The 15,248-nt window shown below is 67.1% G+C and carries 11 protein-coding genes and 1 tRNA gene; 5 read left to right on the top strand and 7 right to left on the bottom strand.

The features are described from left to right. Positions 1–33: 33 nt before the first annotated feature. From bioC to bioB, 6 genes are all read right to left on the bottom strand, one after another. On the bottom strand, positions 34–918 hold the full coding sequence (gene bioC / locus RZV17_RS02020; RefSeq protein WP_039415232.1) for a malonyl-ACP O-methyltransferase BioC: 885 nt from the start codon (positions 916–918) through the stop codon (positions 34–36). Positions 919–981: 63 nt separating this feature from the next. Next, entirely contained in the window at positions 982–1,764 is a 783-nt protein-coding gene (locus tag RZV17_RS02025; protein WP_355606814.1) for an SDR family oxidoreductase, read from the bottom strand. A 44-nt stretch (positions 1,765–1,808) separates the two neighbouring features. Beyond that, positions 1,809–2,570 carry a pimeloyl-ACP methyl ester esterase BioH gene (gene bioH, locus RZV17_RS02030; protein ID WP_355606817.1) on the bottom strand — a complete coding sequence of 254 codons (762 nt, stop codon included), beginning with the start codon at positions 2,568–2,570 and terminating at the stop codon, positions 1,809–1,811. Positions 2,571–2,734: 164 nt separating this feature from the next. After that, positions 2,735–3,109, bottom strand: coding sequence for a hypothetical protein (locus RZV17_RS02035; protein ID WP_355606820.1), 375 nt, complete (start codon positions 3,107–3,109; stop codon positions 2,735–2,737). A gap of 189 nt (positions 3,110–3,298) precedes the next feature. Then, the gene (bioF, locus tag RZV17_RS02040; RefSeq protein ID WP_184440981.1) at positions 3,299–4,504 is read right to left on the bottom strand and encodes an 8-amino-7-oxononanoate synthase; all 1,206 of its coding nucleotides are present in this window, start codon (positions 4,502–4,504) and stop codon (positions 3,299–3,301) included. A gap of 501 nt (positions 4,505–5,005) precedes the next feature. Continuing rightward, complete coding sequence (bioB, locus tag RZV17_RS02045) at positions 5,006–6,040, bottom strand: biotin synthase BioB (RefSeq protein WP_104579345.1); 1,035 nt, start codon at positions 6,038–6,040, stop codon at positions 5,006–5,008. Positions 6,041–6,089: 49 nt separating this feature from the next. On the opposite strand from bioB, the gene RZV17_RS02050 reads away from it, so the two are divergent. Beyond that, positions 6,090–6,815, top strand: coding sequence for a ComF family protein (locus RZV17_RS02050; protein WP_184374591.1), 726 nt, complete (start codon positions 6,090–6,092; stop codon positions 6,813–6,815). Between the two features lie 329 nt (positions 6,816–7,144). Here the strand turns inward: RZV17_RS02050 and ubiA are convergent, their stop codons facing one another. Beyond that, positions 7,145–8,050, bottom strand: a complete 906-nt coding sequence (gene ubiA, locus RZV17_RS02055; protein WP_355606825.1) for a 4-hydroxybenzoate octaprenyltransferase — start codon at positions 8,048–8,050, stop codon at positions 7,145–7,147. Positions 8,051–8,446: 396 nt separating this feature from the next. Between ubiA and RZV17_RS02060 the strand changes: the two genes are divergently transcribed. From RZV17_RS02060 to RZV17_RS02075, 4 genes are all read left to right on the top strand, one after another. Then, positions 8,447–8,523 (top strand) — tRNA-Arg (locus RZV17_RS02060). 1,002 nt (positions 8,524–9,525) lie between these two features. Beyond that, complete coding sequence (locus RZV17_RS02065; protein ID WP_355606828.1) at positions 9,526–11,772, top strand: methyl-accepting chemotaxis protein; 2,247 nt, start codon at positions 9,526–9,528, stop codon at positions 11,770–11,772. Between the two features lie 576 nt (positions 11,773–12,348). Beyond that, positions 12,349–13,707: an alpha/beta fold hydrolase gene (locus RZV17_RS02070; protein WP_355606831.1), complete on the top strand. Its 1,359-nt coding sequence runs from the start codon at positions 12,349–12,351 to the stop codon at positions 13,705–13,707. Between the two features lie 38 nt (positions 13,708–13,745). Continuing rightward, a complete protein-coding gene (locus RZV17_RS02075) occupies positions 13,746–15,230 on the top strand; it encodes a GMC family oxidoreductase (RefSeq protein WP_355609104.1) in 1,485 nt (494 codons plus the stop codon). The last annotated feature ends 18 nt before the right edge of the window (positions 15,231–15,248 follow it).

Consider the following 15,248-nt stretch of genomic DNA (forward strand, 5'->3'; position numbering starts at 1 on the left):
ACCGGCGCACGGGCGCGACCACTGTGCACTGCCTCAATCGCGGCGGCGGCGGATCGGAATCGAGGCCACCGGCACGCTGGCGACGTCATGCCCCTGTTCGCGGATGGGCGCGCCGGGCGCCGGAGCCCAGGCGTGTGCATAGATCACTTCCCAGGAGCTGGGCAGGGTGCCGTCGGGCCGGCGCAGCGGTTCGTAGGCGGCACTGGCGGCGGCAAAGCGGCCGCGTCCGGTCAGCGTGGCGCGGCGATTGCTGAGCGCGTTGGTGGCGCCCATCGCCCGCAGCTCGCGCATCAGGGCGGGCAGGTCGTTGTAGGTGAGCGTGAACAGGTCGCGGTCCAGCACCGGGTCGCGGAAGCCGGACATCAGCAGGGCATCGCCGAACTGCGCGATCGGCGGGAAGCGGCTAACGTGCGGGGCGGGGTCGGCCTGGGCGAAGGCATCGCGCAGCTCGATCAGGGTCTCCGGGCCGAAGGTCGAGCACAGCAGCAGGCCGCCCGGCCGCAGGGCGCGGCGGAAGCCGGCAAACACCGCCGGCAGGTCTTCCACCCATTGCAGGCACAGATTGCTGAAGATCACATCCACGCTGCCATCGGCGACGGGGAGTGCGCGCGCATCGGCGCAGACCTGCGCAAACGGCTTCCACCACCCGGCTGCCTTGCGCGCCTGGCGCAGCATCGGCATGGCCTGGTCGAGCGCGATCACCTGTGCCTTGGGCCAGCGTTTCTTGATCGCAGCGCTGGCATGGCCGGGGCCGGCGCCGACATCCAGCACCACCTTGGGCACCTGCTCGCCCAGGTAGTCGAGCGATTCGAGTAGGCGCGTTTCCACTTCGCGCTGCAGCGCGGCGGCGGCGGCATAACTGCTGGCGGCACGCGCAAACGCGCGCCGGACGTGGCGGGGGTCGAAAGTGCTGTTCATTGCGGCGCTATTGTCGCCTCTGGGCGAGGCGGAGGGAATCGATGGATGGAGCCGGGCGCGGCGCTAGAACGTGCCCGGATAACTGCCGCCATCGATGAGCAGGTTCTGCCCGGTGATGTAGCCGGCCTGCGCGGCGCACAGGAATGCGCAGGCCGCGCCGAATTCGTCCGGCTCGCCAAAACGCGCCGCCGGGATACCCGCACGCTTGCGCTCGGCGACTTCTTCGAGCGTGCGGCCCTGCTGCTGCGCGATGGTGGCGAAGTTGCTCCGCAGGCGGTCGGTGGCGAACTGGCCGGGCAGCAGGTTGTTGATGGTGACGTTGTCGGCCACGGTGCTGCGCGCCAGCCCGGCAACGAAGCCGGTGAGGCCGGCACGTGCGCCGTTGGACAGGCCCAGGATGTCGATCGGCGCCTTCACCGCACTGGAGGTGATATTGACGATGCGGCCGAAGCGGCGCGCACGCATGCCATCGACGGTGGCACGGATCAGTTCGATCGGGGCAAGCATGTTGGCGTCCAGCGCGCGTAGCCAATCTTCGCGTTCCCAGTGGCGGAAATCGCCCGGCGGCGGGCCGCCGGCGTTGTTGATCAGGATGTCCACCTGCGGGCAGGCGGCGAGCGCGGCGCTGCGTCCCTGCGGCGTTGCGATATCGGCGACCACGCTGCGCACCTCGCCAGCGCCAGGAACTGCGCGCAATGCCTCGGCCGCATGCTCCAGCGCGTCGCGGCCGCGCGCGACGATGACCACGTTGGCGCCTTCGCCGGCCAGGGCACGTGCACAACCCAGCCCCAGTCCCTTGCTGGCGGCGCAGACCAGGGCCCAGCGGCCGGCGATTCCAAGATCCATGCGGTATGTCCTCGATCAGCGATGTTGCATGATCGGCGATCCGCTCACGGCACGGACGCAACGAAGCGTTGCAGTGCCTCGCTCACTTGATCGACGTGACCGAGAAAGGGGGCGTGGCCGCCGCCGGCAATGGTGAGCGCCTGCGCATGCGGGGTGAGCGCAGCGGCGGCATGCATGCCGGCGGCAGGCACCAGGCGATCGCGCTGGCCGGCGATCCACAGGCTGGGACGTGCAAGCTGCGGCAAGGCGCGGCGCAGGTCGGTGCGTTCGAGCAGGGTGAGCCCCTGCTGCAAGGCCTCGGGCGCCGGTTCGCCGCGTGCGGTGAGCGTTTCGCGCAGGCTGCGCAGTTCGCTGCGTGCATGCGCCGAGCCGAGCGTGTCCAGCGCCAGAAACCGCTCCAGTGTGCCGCGGTAATCGCGCGTCAACTCTTTGCCGAATTGCACGAACACGTCGCGCTCGACTGCGTCCGGCCAGTCGCTGCCCCGCACGAAACGCGGCGTGGCCGCGATCATCGCCAGCCCGCGCACCTGCGGTTGGGTGGCGGCGGCATGCAGCGCAAACAGCCCGCCCAGCGACCAGCCCAGCCACACCGCAGGCGGGGTGGCGGCGGCAATGGCCGCAACCACATACGGCAAGGCCAGTGGCGTGCTGTTGTCGCGACTGAAGCCGTGCCCGGGCAGGTCGACCAGATGCAATTGATAGTGCGGTGACAGGCGCTCGACCAGCGGCGCAAACACCCCGCCGTGCAGTGCCCAACCGTGCAGGAGAACCAGCGCAGGCCCATGGCCGATGACATCGATATGCATGGGCGTATTGTCGCCGATTGTTGCGTGCCGATACGCGTTGATCGCGGCGCGGTGGTGCTGCGACAGGGCTCAGAAATACTGGATGGTGGTGGTCTTGTCGCCGATTGCAGTTTGCCGATCGACGCTTGGGTATTCAGGTACGGCGCTGCTGCTGCGCGTCGGCGTCAGTGCGAGACGGCTGCACGCAGCGCGCCGATCTTCGGGGCCAGCAACGCCCACTGCGCGCGCGCGTAGCCGCGCCAGCACCAACGCGCCGGCCAGCGCCAGCGCCGTGCACGCCGCGCCTGGATCGTGGCCGCCAACCACTCGGGATCGAATCGGTTCCACACGCCGGCCACGCTGCGCAGATTGCCGATCAGGACCGGATGCACCTCGTGCAACAGCATCGTGCGTAACTGTTCCAGGGTGAATGGTGAGACGGCTAAAACGTGCGCAATGCTGTTGTCGTCGCGACTGTCGGTGTCCAGATACAGCAGCGACAAGGCTTCCCATACGCGGCGCTGCGCCGCCGAGGCTGTGTGGGGTGTCGCCGGCGGCATGTCAGTGAAAAGAGGCCATCAATGGCGAACACGCAAACGCTGCATCACCGGTGCGATGCATGCTGGGCCGGTTGCAACGGAGAATCGGCGCGCGCTTGCCGCCCGCCGCGCGCGCCTGGTGCAGGCGATGCATTGGTCGGGTAACCGCTGCTGCTTCCAGCGCAGGCCATGCAGGAACTGCGGCTCGCCTCAGGCAGAGGCACGCAGCGGTTGCCGGCTGACCACGTCGCGCGCCTGCACGATCGCCTCGATCAGCGCCTGCACCTGCTGCGGGGTATGCAGGGCCGACAGGGTCACCCGCAGGCGTGCCTTGCCCTCGGGCACCGTGGGTGGGCGGATTGCGCCGACCATGAACCCCGCCTGCTCAAGGGCGGCCGACATCGCCATCACCGTGGCTTCTTCGCCGCACAGCAGTGGCTGGATCGGGGTATCGGAGGCCATCAGTTCGAACCCATGCCGGCGCGCGCCATCGCGGAAGCTGCCGATCAGTTCGACCAGGCGCGCACGCCGCCAGTCGTCGCGACGCGCCAGGCGCACTGCGGCCAGGGTCGCGGCGACCTGCGCCGGCGGCAGGGCCGTGGTGTAGATGTAGGGGCGCGCGGTTTCGGCCAGGTGACGGATGAGTGCCTCCTCGCCGACCACCACGGCGCCATAGCCGCCCAGCGCCTTGCCCAGCGTCACCAGCTGCAGCGGCACTTCGGCCACGCCCAGCCCGGCATCGGCCACGCAGCCGCGCCCCTGCGGGCCCAGCACGCCAACTCCGTGCGCATCATCGACGTAGAACAAGGCCTCCTGCATGCGTGCCACCAGGCTCAACGCGCGCAGCGGCGCCACATCGCCATCCATGCTGAAGACGCCGTCGCTGGCCAGCATCGCCGCGCCTTCGGGGGCACCCTTGAGCTGGCGCATCGCGCCTTCCACATCCAGGTGCGGATAGCGCCGCAGCCGGCAGCCGGCCAGGCGCGTGGCATCGAGCAGGCTGGCGTGATTGAGCCGGTCCTGCACGCAGACATCGTCTTCTTCGCTGAGCAAGGCCTGTTGCACGGCCAGGTTGGCGATGAAGCCGCTGCCGAACAGCAGCGCCGACGGATACCCCAGCCACTGCGCGATTTCGCGCTCCAGCGTCTCGTGTGCGGTGTGGTGGCCGCAGATCAGGTGCGAGGCGGTGGCGCCGGCACCATCGCGCGCGGCCGCGTCCTGCAAGGCGGCCACCACTTCGAACTGCTGCGCCAGGCCCAGATAGTCGTTGGAGCAGAACCCGGTCAGCCAGCGGCCATCGATCTCCAGGCGCACGCCATCGCGGCGACCGACCTGGCGGCGTACCCGTACCCGTTCCTGGGCGAGGCGCAACTTGCGCAGCGACGAAATCCGTTCGTGCAGATCGGGGCGAGCCATGGGGAGTCGACATCGAAAAAGGTCCGCTAGCGTAGCGTGCCGCGGTCACCTCGCCCAGTCGACACCGACAGCCGGTGCGGTGTGGTGGCCCGGGGGCGTCGGGGTGCTGGCAGGCACGTACAAGCTCGTCGGCGGTTGCCGGAGGCCTCGCGCGTTATGGCGGTCTGTGGCCGCTCAGGGTCCACGACCACGGCAATTGCGAACCGGCAGGGCGCAGCGCGATGGGGTGATCGAGTGCGTCGCGCTGTCCGCGGCGCGTTTCTGCCACGGTCCGGATGATCGGGTGGTAGTGCTTGTAACCGGCTCCGGGCATGCGCTGGCTGAGGGCCGGTGCTGCATCCGGTGCCATCGCGGATTGGCGATGGCCCGATCAGGCGCTGCCGCAGGATCGGCTGCAGGCAGGCGCTGTCTCCAACGCAACGCCTGCCGTAGAGCCCGGCCCATCGCCGCAGGACGGCCCAAGCGCGGTGCGGGCTCATCCCACGATGCGGCGCTGCGCGGTCATGCCGCGCGTTCGCAGGCCTGGCCGCAGGTGATGTCCGCATGCACGGTGCCCGGGTGGTCGTGGTCGGCGGCATCGACAGTGATCTGCATCGGGCGCAGGCCCAGGCGCTGGAACAGGGCCTGGTCGCGTTCGGTATCCGGGTTGCCGGTGGTGAGCAGTTTTTCGCCGTAGAAGATCGAGTTGGCGCCGGCCAGGAAACACAGCGCCTGCAGCTCGTCGCTCATCGCTTCGCGGCCGGCGGACAGGCGCACCATCGATTTGGGCATGGTGATGCGGGCCACGGCGATCATCCGCACGAACTCAAACGGATCCAGTTGCTGGGTACCATGCAGCGGCGTGCCGGCGACCTGCACCAGCTGGTTGATCGGCACCGAATCCGGGTGCGCCGGCAGCGTGGCCAGTGCCAGCAGCAGGCCGATGCGCTGGTCGCGGGTTTCGCCCATGCCGACGATGCCGCCGCAGCAGGTCTTCAGGCCCACGTCGCGCACATGCTCCAGGGTGTTGAGCCGGTCCTGGTATTGGCGGGTGTGGATGATCGAGTCGTAGTAATCCGGCGCGGTGTCCAGATTGTGGTTGTAGTAGTCCAGCCCGGCGTCTTTCAGCGCGCGCGCCTGGCCGGCGTCGAGCATGCCGAGCGTGGCGCAGGTCTCCAGGCCCATGGCCTTGACCTCGCGGATCATCGCGGCCACCTTGGGGATGTCGCGCTCCTTGGGCGAGCGCCAGGCCGCGCCCATGCAGAAGCGCGAGGCGCCGGCCGCCTTGGCCTGGCGCGCCTTGGCCACGACCTCTTCGGTCTCCATCAGCTTCTGTGCGGTCACGCCGGTGTCGTAGCGCTGCGCCTGCGGGCAGTACGCGCAATCTTCCGGGCAGCCGCCGGTCTTGACCGACAACAGCGTGGAGACCTGCACCTGCGCCGGATCGAAATGCGCGCGGTGCACGCTGGCGGCGTGATGCAGCAACTCGGGGAACGGCAGATCGAACAGCGCCTGCAGCTCTTTGCGATCCCAGTCATGGCGGACGACAACAGACATCGGAGTTTCCTGACAGTCAGCGGCTTGGAAGCCAGGCAGTCTGGTGAGCATGGAAGAGGCTGTCAACTTCAATGGGGTGGGGTCGGTTTACAGGTGGCCGCAGCGGGTGTTGCGGTTTCTGCTGCCGAGCCTGTGCCTGGTCTGTGCCGAGGCGGGAGTGGCCGACTGCGATCTATGCCCGTCGTGCCGCGCCGCGCTGCCCGAGCACGGCCACGCCTGCCTGTGCTGCGCCAGCCCGCTGTTCGCGTCCGATGGTGTGGCGTTGTGCGGGCAGTGCCTGCAGCAACCCCCGCCGCTGCAGCGCGTGCATGCCTGCTTTACCTACCGCTGGCCGGTGGATGGCCTGCTGCGGCGCTTCAAGTTTCACCAGGACCTGGCGGCGGGGCGTCTGCTCAGCGAGCTGATGGCCAGGCGCTGCGCCAGCCTGCCGCGGCCGCAGGCGTTGGTGCCGGTGAGCCTGCACCGCCAGCGCTTGCGTCAGCGTGGTTACGACCAGGCGCTTGAGTTGGCCAGGCCGCTGGGCCGCGCGCTACGACTGCCGTGTCTGCCGTTGCTGCGGCGGGTGCGTGCAACTGCGCCGCAATCCGAGCTGGACGCAATCGAGCGGCAGCGCAATGTGCGCGACGCATTCGTGGCGCGTGGCGCGCTACCGGCGCACGTGGCGCTGGTGGACGACGTGATGACCACCGGCGCCACGCTGCATGCGGCGGCCAGGGCCTTGCGGCGCGCAGGCGTGCAGCGGGTGGATGCATGGGTGTGCGCGCGGGTGCCGTGATGGGTGTTCTGTTTGACATGGCTTTGGAAGAAAAGCGCAAAGACACGTCAGTGGGGTGCTGCAGGCGTTGCGTGGTTCCGTACCCTCATCCCAACCCCTCTCCCGCAGGAGAGGGGCTTGCTGCCTGCGGAATGGTGCTCTGCGGCGCAGGCTTTACGTTGGATCGGCCAACGCTTGTCTTGAGCGAAGCACATCATTCAAAGGGCCCTTGTCTGTCGAACGCTGCCGCCTGCCAATCCCAGATTCCAGATTCCAGATTCCAGATTCCAGATCCCCGGACCCCGATTCCCGATTCCCGATTCCCAATTCCCAATTCCCAATTCCCGCTGCTAACGTGCTGCCACCGCGATCGCGATTCCGAGGAAGATCGCCAGGCCCACCCAGTTGTTGTGCAGGAAGGCGCGGAAGCACGGGCCGCGTTCGCGGTGGCGGGCAATGCGGAATTCGTAGACCACCAGCAGCGCCGCCATGCCAAGGCCTGCCCAGTAGGCAGCGCCGAGCGCGGCACGCAGGCCAACCGCCGCCAGGGTGGCGAACATCAGCGCATACAGCACGCTCTGCGCCAGCAGGTCATAGCGGCCGAACAGGATGGCGGTGGACTTGCTGCCCATGCGGATGTCGTCGTCGCGGTCGACCATGGCGTACCACGTGTCGTAGGCGGTGGCCCACAGGATATTGGCCGCATAGAGCAGCCAGCCCAGCAACGGCACGCTGCCCTGGACGGCCGCAAAGCCCATCGGAATGCCCCAGCCGAACGCCATGCCCAGGTAGACCTGCGGCAGGTGGGTATGGCGTTTGAGATAGGGATAGCTCGCAGCCAGAAACACACCCGGCACGCTCAGCGCCACGGTCAGCCAGTTGAGGCTGAGCACCAGTGCGAACGCCACCAGCATGAGCGCCACGAACACCCACAACGCCTCACGTCCGGACACCGCACCGGTGGCCAGTGGGCGGGTCTTGGTACGCTCGACATGCGGGTCCAGCCAACGGTCGGCGTAGTCGTTGATGACGCAGCCGGCCGAGCGGGTCAGCCAGACCCCGGCGGTGAACACGAACAACGTCCACAACGGCGGCAGGCCGTCCGCGGCCAGCCAGAGTGCCCACCAGGTGGGCCACAGCAGCAGCAGGCTGCCGATCGGGCGGTCGCCACGCACCAGCTTCCAGTACTGCCCCAACCGTTCGGACCACGTCAGCGCGGGCGCTGCCGCTGCCTGTTCAACCCCATGCTCGCTCATGTCGCAAAGGGTAGCAGCGCACCCCGGCCCCGGCCATGCGGAGATTGGCGCGCCGCGCATTGCGCATAGCAGCGGGCATCAGGTGGGCAGGTGGGTAGGGGGACAGGGGAAATTGGGGAACAGCAGGAACAGCAGGAGCAGGGAAACAGGAGGAGCAGGGAACCGGACGGGCTTGGGTTGGGTGTGCATGACCTCGGACAAGCACGACAAATGGCAGTGGGGCATGCGGGCGCCCAGCGCTGGCGGGTGGAGGCCATCGCGTGGCTGGCCTGGAGCGAGCTGCATCCGCTGCCGAGGCCGGTTCACGTGGTCGCCGGCGTCGGCTCACCCAAGCGCCTTGCCGGGAACTGCCGGACATCGCGCGGCTGGCGCCGGTCTGGCATAATGCCCGGCCAGGCGCTCGTAGCTCAGCCGGATAGAGTAGTGGCTTCCGAAGCCATTGGTCGGGGGTTCGAATCCCTCCGGGCGCACCAGATGAACCCTCCGGGGACATCCAAGAAGGTCCAAAACCCCTGAGAAATCGGGGGTTTTTGTTTCCTGCACGTCCACCCGGCCCACCCGGCCACCCTGATCGCTGACCTCCAGCCTGATCGGGCACGGAGGAGCGTCGGCCCTGCTGCGTAAAGATGCCGTGCGGTCCGGGCCTGCCTAGCGGTGCGGGCGGGCGCTTGCGTTGGCGTAGCGTCGTCGCCCTGATCGGGGTCTGATGCGGTCAGAGCAGGCCGGCCCTTGAGCCGCCGCGTCAGATCCGTCGATGCTCAAGCGAACCGCGTGTTCAAGGTTGCTGCGGATGAACGGCATGGCTGCGCCGCTTCGTGAGATTTCCTTGGCATTGAAGTCGCGCGGGTCTTCAGCGTGCAATCCGATGGAGCAAACATGCACCAGCACCTGTCTCGCTGATCTGGCCAGACCAGTCTGTCGTGCTCAACGCGTCGGTACAGCAGCAGCGCGACGCACAGCGGCAGCACATTAGCGAGCACGTGTCAGCACGATGTCTTTATCGGGTCTGATCAAGAAGGTGTCGACCCGGCCTGGATCAATCAGCTTGAACTGGCCGCGAACTGCTCACGCTATTGCACAGCCACGTGGGACATGTCCTTCGCTTGGTACCCAGGCACGCTGACGCATGACAGAGCGACTGAGCCTGAAACGATCACTTGGCACATGAGTAACGATTTTCTCGCGTCGCAACGCGTTCACATCTTCACGCTGCGCCTGCGGAGCGCGCTGCCGTTGCAATAGGTGTTATCTCTCGGTTCGATTGATGGGAGCACCACCAGACACGGCCCGCACGCCTGCCCGCGAATTGCTTGAGCATCGAATACTGAATCGGTTTCGGGTCGCCGCAGCGGAGCTATGCCTTTTTACCAGGCAAGGTATTCAGCCGCTCAATAGCGAGTCGATATAGACGGAGCACAGGCATTGCACACGCGGTGCATGCCTGCCTCTTTCCATATTTCTGGTCGAACCTACTGATGAACACGTTCTTGCAGCGCTACAACGTTGGCCGCCGACTGGGGATGGCCTTCGGTATTCTCATTCTGTTGTCGGGTTTGCTGGTGGCCACGGGCCTGAGCACCATGGCCAGCGCCCGTACCGAGATGGACACCATCGTCAAGGTCAACGTCGCCAAGATGCAGCTGAGCAACGCCATGCGCGATGCCAACTCCAATATCTTCATTGCGCTTGGAACGCTGGCGATGGTGACGTCTGACGAGTTGAATGAGCAGGCTGCTCAAACCGTCAAGGAACAACGTCAGCGCTACGCAGATGAGCGAAAGGCGTTGGAGACGTATCCTGCGACCGATGCCGGCCTCAAGCTCCGCGCCGAAATCGATGCCGCTCGCGAGGTTTCGCGTGTTTTGAATGATCAGGTCATCGTGCTCGCGTCGGCGAACAAGAACGATGAGGCGCAGCTGTTTCTGAGCGAGAAGGCGCGCCCGGCGATGCTCGTCTGGCAGGCCAAGATCGCCGAGAATGTGAAGCTGCAGGAAAAGCAGACCGCGCAATCCTACGACGATGCGGTTGCCGCGATGAACCGGGGCAAGACCCTGCTGATCATCGGTGGCGTGGCGGTGGTGCTCATCAGCAGCCTGCTCGCCTTCACCATCACCCGCAGCTTGACGCTGCCCCTGAGCCGGGCCACGCGTGCCGCCGAGGCGATTGCAGGCGGCAATCTGGATAACGATGTGGACACGCAGGCCAAGGATGAAAGCGGGCGCCTGCTCAACGCGATGAGCAAGATGCAACTGCAGCTGCAGAACCTGCTCGCTGCGCAGGCCGACATGGCAAAACGTCACGACGACGGGCAGACCAGTTTCCGCATCGACGCATCGGCGTTTCCGGGCAATTACGGGCGTATGGCGCACGACACCAATGACCTGGTGGCCTCGCACATTGCGGTCACGGCGAAGCTTGCGCAGATCATGGGGCGCTATGCGATCGGCGACCTCAGCCAAGACATGGACAAGCTGCCCGGCGAGAAGGCCGTGCTCACCGATACCATGGTGCAGGTCAAGCAGAACCTTGGCGCGATGAATACCGAGATCAAGCATCTCGCGCTGGCCGCTGCCGATGGCGATTTCACTGCCCGCGGCGATGCGGACCGTTTTCAATATGACTTCCGCGTCATGGTGGAGAGCCTCAACACCTTGATGTCCACCGCCGACGGCAACCTGCAGTCGCTGTCCGGTCTGTTGCAGTCCATTGCCGCAGGTGACCTCACCGCGCGCATGAGCGGCGAGTTCCGTGGCGTCTTCGCACAGATGCGCGACGATGCCAACGCCACTGCCACGCAGCTTGCCGAGATTGTCACCGGCATCAAGACCTCTGCCATTTCGATCAAGGGCGCGGCCAGCGAGATCGCTGCGGGCAACCAGGATCTGTCGCAGCGCACCGAGCAGCAGGCGGCCAACCTGGAAGAAACCGCCGCCTCGATGGAAGAGCTCACCTCGACGGTCAGGCAGAATGCCGAGGGCGCGCGTCAGGCCAATCAGCTCGCCATCGGTGCCGCCAGCGTCGCCGCACAGGGTGGGCAGGTGGTCAGCAAGGTGGTCGAGACCATGGCAGGAATCGAGGCTTCGTCCAAGAAGATCGCCGACATCATTTCCGTCATCGATGGCATCGCGTTCCAGACCAATATCCTGGCCTTGAACGCGGCAGTGGAAGCCGCACGTGCAGGCGACCAGGGGCGCGGTTTTGCGGTGGTGGCAAGCGAGGTGCGCACGCTCGCGCAGCGCTCCTCCGGCGCTGCCAAGGAAATCAAGAGTTTGATCGATGACTCGGTACAGCGTGTCGCCGAGGGCTCGGCGCTGGTGCATAGTGCCGGCACGACGATGACCGAAGTGGTTGCCAGCGTGCAGCGCGTCACCGACATCATGGGCGAGATCTCCGCTGCGTCGCAGGAACAGTCGGCAGGGATCGAGCAGGTCAATCAGACGGTCACCCAGATGGACGAGACCACGCAGCAGAACGCCGCGTTGGTGGAAGAGGCAACGGCAGCGGCGCGCTCGCTGGAAGAGCAGGCCGTCCATCTCACCGACGCTGTCGCGGTATTCAAGACCGATGCCGCCGGTGGTGCGGCCGTCACCGCGCTGCTGTCCAGCCTTTCGGTTGCAAAGACGGCAAAGCCGAAGCCAGCCGTCGTTGGCCGTAGCACCCCTGCGACGCCGCGGCCGGCACTGGCTGCGGTCAGCAACGAAACCAGTTGGCAGGAGTTCTGAGACTTACCCGCCCGCGTGCGGCGCCCACCCGGCGCCGTGGCGCAATGCGCGTGGTTGACCGGGCGGGCGATATCGCCAGTACGGCAGTCGTCGTCGCCGACCATCGCACCGTGCGTCGTCGGGATGCGTGGGTGCGTCATCACTGCGCGCCCACCATCACAGCCAGGAGGTTTGCAGACGTTAATGGCCATGCCGGACTGCGCCCACGCAGCGATCGCCATCTTCAGCCATGGCCTCTGCCATTCCACGCGCTGCCGGTGCCTGGAGATCCATCTCTTCAAAAGAACGTGCCAGATAGCTGAAGCACCACCTGTGACCGCGCTGTCACGGGTTATGCGCCGCAGGCAGTCCACACTGCACCGCGTCCGCGGCGCATCACCGCGCGACGCCGCTCGGTCATCGCTTTGCACACGTCGCGACGTTGTGGCTTGAGCCTTGTCGACCCGCAAGAACCTGCGTCGGGCCGCTGACATCCGGTATGCAGTCGCGCACCGCGCGGTGCACCTTGCGAACTCATCTGCACGGCGCGTGGACGAGCGCCTCGTCACCATGGAGTTCTTGTGACCGAGGTGGTGCATGGCAAAGCCGACGCTGTTTTTTCTGCACGCCCTCGGGGGCAGCCGCCAGGAATGGAATGCTGTCATCCAGCACCTGGGGGAGCGTTTTGAGTGCGTGGCATTGGACATACCCGGCTTCGGCGATGCGGAGCCGCTGGACGATGCACGTGTGGGCGCACAGGTGGCCTGGTTCGTGGACCAGGTCATCGAGCGCCAGCCCACGCGCTGGTGTGTCATCGGGCACAGCATGGGCGGGAAGATCGCCACGCTGGCCGCGGCGCAGGCGCGCGACGGCGTTGCCGGTCTTGCCGGACTCGCCGGTGTCGTGCTCGTCGCCGCATCGCCTCCCGCGCCGGAGCCCATGGATGAAGTGCGGCGACAGACCATGCTTGGCTGGTTCGAGAACGGGCGCCCTACGCAGGCCGAGGCGGAGCAGTTCGTCGATGACAACTGCGCGCTGCCGCTTCCGCCAGCACTCAGACAATGCGCGGTCGACGACGTGCTGCGTACCAGCGCCAACGCCTGGTTGGCCTGGCTGACCCATGGCAGCCGGGAAGACTGCCGTGAGCCGGCCGGTTGCATTAACGTTCCGGCGTTGATCGTGGCCGGTGGCGAAGACGGCGACCTCGGCGAACCCGCGCAAAGACGGCTGAACCTGTCGCACTATGCGCATGCCCGTTGTGTGGTTGTCGACGGCGCAGCCCATCAGATCCCGTATGAGCGTCCGCAGGAGCTGGCGCAGCACATCGCTGCCCATGTGGAGCACTGCGTGCAGCAGTGCCTGCCTGAAGAATTTGTGGCCTTGCTCAATGCCAGCCGGGTGGCACCGCGGATGCGCAAGGTGCTGCTCGCGCGCCATGCGGGCCCGCCGGCGGCGGCCACAGGCATCCTGCGCCCGAATCAGCTTGAGATCCTGACCGCGGTGGTCGCGCGCGTGCTGGATGGCGCGCGCGACGCACGGCAGATCGCACGGCGCATCGATGTGCAGCTTGCCCAGGGCCCAGGTGACGGGTGGCGGCACGCCGACCTGCCGGCCGATGCCGCAGCGCTGCCACTGGGCCTGGAGGCGCTCGATGCCCTGGCGAACGGCTTTGTCGGGTTGGCCGCCGAGGACCAGGACCGCTGGCTGCACAGCATTACCGCTTGCGCAGCGGGCGACACGTCGGCCTATGGCCTGGATGCCGCCCAGCTCGCCCACTGGTTCGAGGATGTGCGTGCCGAGGCGATCCGCACCTGGACCAGCCTTCCCGCCACGCTGGCGCTGCTGGGCTACGATGGATTTGCCGTGGGTGGTGCGGGCCTGGACAGCCCGGGCTATGAACTCACCACCGCCAACCGGCACGAGCAGTGGCAGCTGTGCGCACCGGGTGCCCGGTGAGGCCCGAGTGCAGCACCGACATCGTCGATGCGGTGGTGATCGGCAGCGGTGCCGGAGGCGGCCCGGTGGCGGCAAGGCTGGCGCAGGCCGGGGTCTCGGTGGTGGTGCTGGAGGCGGGCGCCGCGTTCACCCCTGACGCGCATCTTCCCGACGAGCTCACCACCGGCATCTACTGGATGGACGAGCGGTTGAGCGGCGGGCAGACCCCCACCGCGTTCGGGCCGAACAACTCAGGGTCCGGCCTGGGCGGCTCGACGCTGCACTGGGGCGCGTTCTGTCCGCGGCCGGATGCACGCGATCTCGCGCTGCGCACGCAGACCGGTGAGGGCGCCGATTGGCCGATCGCGTCTCCGGAGCTGCTGTCGTATGTCCGCCGGGTCGAGGAGTTCATCGGCGTTTCCGGGCCCGCGCATTATCCGTGGGACCCGGACCGGAGCTATCGCTATCAGCCGGCACAACGCAATGCGCCGGCTGAGGCGATGGCGCGCGGCTGCCGCGCGCTGGGTGTGACGGCGACCGATGCGCCTGCGGCGTTGGTGACCACGCCACATCATCAGCCGCACTGGGGCCGGCGAGCGGCCTGCAACAACTGCGGCGCGTGTCATCAGGGATGCAGCAACGGCGCCAAGGTGAGTGTCGATACCACCTGGCTCCCGTTGGCCGCAGCCCATGGCGCCCAGCTGCGTGCCGACAGTCGGGTGATCGACATCGAGCGCGATGCGCGTGGAACGATCAGTGGGGTGGTCTATCAGCAACATGGGCGGAGCCTGCGCCAACGCTGCCGTGCCGTGTTCCTGTGCGCCGGCGGCGTGGAGACGCCCCGCCTGCTGCTGAATCTGGAGCTGGCCAACTCCAGCGGGCAGGTCGGGCGCAATTTCATGGCGCACGTGGCCACGCAGGTGTGGGGGGAGTTCGATGCGCAGATGCGCATGAACCGCGGCTACCCGTCGTCGCTGATCACCGAAGACATGCTGCGTCCGCCCGGTGCCGATTTCATCGGCGGCTACCTGGTGCAGAGCCTGGGCGTCCAGCCGGTGACGCTGGCCAACACGCTGGCGCGCGGCGCAGGAATGTGGGGCAACACCTTGATGACCACCCTGCAGCGCTACAACCACCTGGCCGGCATCGGCATCAACGGCGAGTGCCTGCCGTACGACCGCAACCGGCTGACCTTGTCCGACGAGCGCGATGCTTTCGGCCATCGCAAGGCGCGGATCGACTTCAGCTATGGCCCCAACGAGCAGGCACTGGATGCGCATGCGCGGCGCTTCCTGCAGGCGGTGTGGGAGGCTGCAGGAGCCCGCAGCATCTTCGCCGCGGCCCGCTCCGCGCACACCCTGGGCACCTGCAGGATGGGCCGTGACCGGCAGACGGCCGTGGTCGACCCGGACGGCCGCTCGTTCGATATCCCCAACCTCTACCTCTGTGACAACTCGGTGTTTCCCAGCGCCTTGGCCGCCAATCCGGCCCTGACCCAGATGGCACTGGGCCTGCGCACGGCCGAACGGTTTCTTGCGCGCTAGTGACGCGTACACCACACC

It is taken from the genome of Xanthomonas cannabis (assembly GCF_040616535.1).
In the GTDB taxonomy this organism is placed as follows: domain Bacteria; phylum Pseudomonadota; class Gammaproteobacteria; order Xanthomonadales; family Xanthomonadaceae; genus Xanthomonas; species Xanthomonas cannabis.

Bases quoted from the DNA above. Each gene is read 5' to 3' on its own strand.
- bioC (WP_039415232.1), bottom strand. From the start codon at position 918: ATGAACAGCACTTTCGACCCCCGCCACGTCCGGCGCGCGTTTGCGCGT.
- RZV17_RS02070 (WP_355606831.1), top strand. From the start codon at position 12,349: ATGGCAAAGCCGACGCTGTTTTTTCTGCACGCCCTCGGGGGCAGCCGC.
- RZV17_RS02050 (WP_184374591.1), top strand. From the start codon at position 6,090: ATGGAAGAGGCTGTCAACTTCAATGGGGTGGGGTCGGTTTACAGGTGG.
- ubiA (WP_355606825.1), bottom strand. From the start codon at position 8,050: ATGAGCGAGCATGGGGTTGAACAGGCAGCGGCAGCGCCCGCGCTGACG.
- bioB (WP_104579345.1), bottom strand. From the start codon at position 6,040: ATGTCTGTTGTCGTCCGCCATGACTGGGATCGCAAAGAGCTGCAGGCG.
- RZV17_RS02025 (WP_355606814.1), bottom strand. From the start codon at position 1,764: ATGGATCTTGGAATCGCCGGCCGCTGGGCCCTGGTCTGCGCCGCCAGC.
- RZV17_RS02065 (WP_355606828.1), top strand. From the start codon at position 9,526: ATGAACACGTTCTTGCAGCGCTACAACGTTGGCCGCCGACTGGGGATG.
- bioF (WP_184440981.1), bottom strand. From the start codon at position 4,504: ATGGCTCGCCCCGATCTGCACGAACGGATTTCGTCGCTGCGCAAGTTG.
- bioH (WP_355606817.1), bottom strand. From the start codon at position 2,570: ATGCATATCGATGTCATCGGCCATGGGCCTGCGCTGGTTCTCCTGCAC.
- RZV17_RS02035 (WP_355606820.1), bottom strand. From the start codon at position 3,109: ATGCCGCCGGCGACACCCCACACAGCCTCGGCGGCGCAGCGCCGCGTA.